Annotated in this window: 1 rRNA gene; it reads left to right on the forward strand. The window is 54.2% G+C overall.

What is annotated here, in order from left to right:
* Positions 1–2 precede the first annotated feature (2 nt).
* A 16S ribosomal RNA gene (locus V7K61_RS09395) occupies positions 3–1493 on the forward strand.
* The last annotated feature ends 36 nt before the right edge of the window (positions 1494–1529 follow it).

Consider the following 1529-nt stretch of genomic DNA (forward strand, 5'->3'; position numbering starts at 1 on the left):
ACAAAACGGAGAGTTTGATCCTGGCTCAGGATGAACGCTGGCGGTATGCTTAACACATGCAAGTCGAACGGTGTCTTCGGACATAGTGGCGGACGGGTGAGTAACGCGTGAGAATCTGGCTTCAGGTCTGGGACAACCACTGGAAACGGTGGCTAATACCGGATGTGCCCTTAGGGGTGAAAGATTAATTGCCTGAAGATGAGCTCGCGTCTGATTAGCTAGTTGGAAGTGTAATGGACTCCCAAGGCGACGATCAGTAGCTGGTCTGAGAGGACGATCAGCCACACTGGGACTGAGACACGGCCCAGACTCCTACGGGAGGCAGCAGTGGGGAATTTTCCGCAATGGGCGAAAGCCTGACGGAGCAATACCGCGTGAGGGAGGAAGGCTCTTGGGTCGTAAACCTCTTTTCTCAGGGAAGAACACAATGACGGTACCTGAGGAATAAGCATCGGCTAACTCCGTGCCAGCAGCCGCGGTAATACGGAGGATGCAAGCGTTATCCGGAATGATTGGGCGTAAAGCGTCCGCAGGTGGCAATGTAAGTCTGCTGTTAAAGAGTCTAGCTCAACTAGATAAGAGCAGTGGAAACTACATAGCTAGAGTACGTTCGGGGCAGAGGGAATTCCTGGTGTAGCGGTGAAATGCGTAGAGATCAGGAAGAACACCAGTGGCGAAGGCGCTCTGCTAGGCCGTAACTGACACTGAGGGACGAAAGCTAGGGGAGCGAATGGGATTAGATACCCCAGTAGTCCTAGCCGTAAACGATGGATACTAGGCGTGGCTTGTATCGACCCGAGCCGTGCCGTAGCTAACGCGTTAAGTATCCCGCCTGGGGAGTACGCCGGCAACGGTGAAACTCAAAGGAATTGACGGGGGCCCGCACAAGCGGTGGAGTATGTGGTTTAATTCGATGCAACGCGAAGAACCTTACCAAGGCTTGACATGTCGCGAATCCTGGTGAAAGCCGGGAGTGCCTTCGGGAGCGCGAACACAGGTGGTGCATGGCTGTCGTCAGCTCGTGTCGTGAGATGTTGGGTTAAGTCCCGCAACGAGCGCAACCCTCGTTTTTAGTTGCCAGCATTAAGTTGGGCACTCTAGAGAGACTGCCGGTGACAAACCGGAGGAAGGTGGGGATGACGTCAAGTCAGCATGCCCCTTACGCCTTGGGCTACACACGTACTACAATGCTCCGGACAGAGGGCAGCAAGCATGCGAATGCAAGCAAATCCCGTAAACCGGAGCTCAGTTCAGATCGCAGGCTGCAACTCGCCTGCGTGAAGGAGGAATCGCTAGTAATTGCAGGTCAGCATACTGCAGTGAATTCGTTCCCGGGCCTTGTACACACCGCCCGTCACACCATGGAAGCTGGTAGTGCCCGAAGTCATTACTCCAACCATTCGTGGAGGAGGATGCCTAAGGCAGGACTGGTGACTGGGGTGAAGTCGTAACAAGGTAGCCGTACCGGAAGGTGTGGCTGGATCACCTCCTTTTTAGGGAGACCTACACCCCTTAGATATCGAAAAACA

Source organism: Nostoc sp., from assembly GCF_036918015.1.
GTDB lineage: Bacteria > Cyanobacteriota > Cyanobacteriia > Cyanobacteriales > Nostocaceae > Nostoc.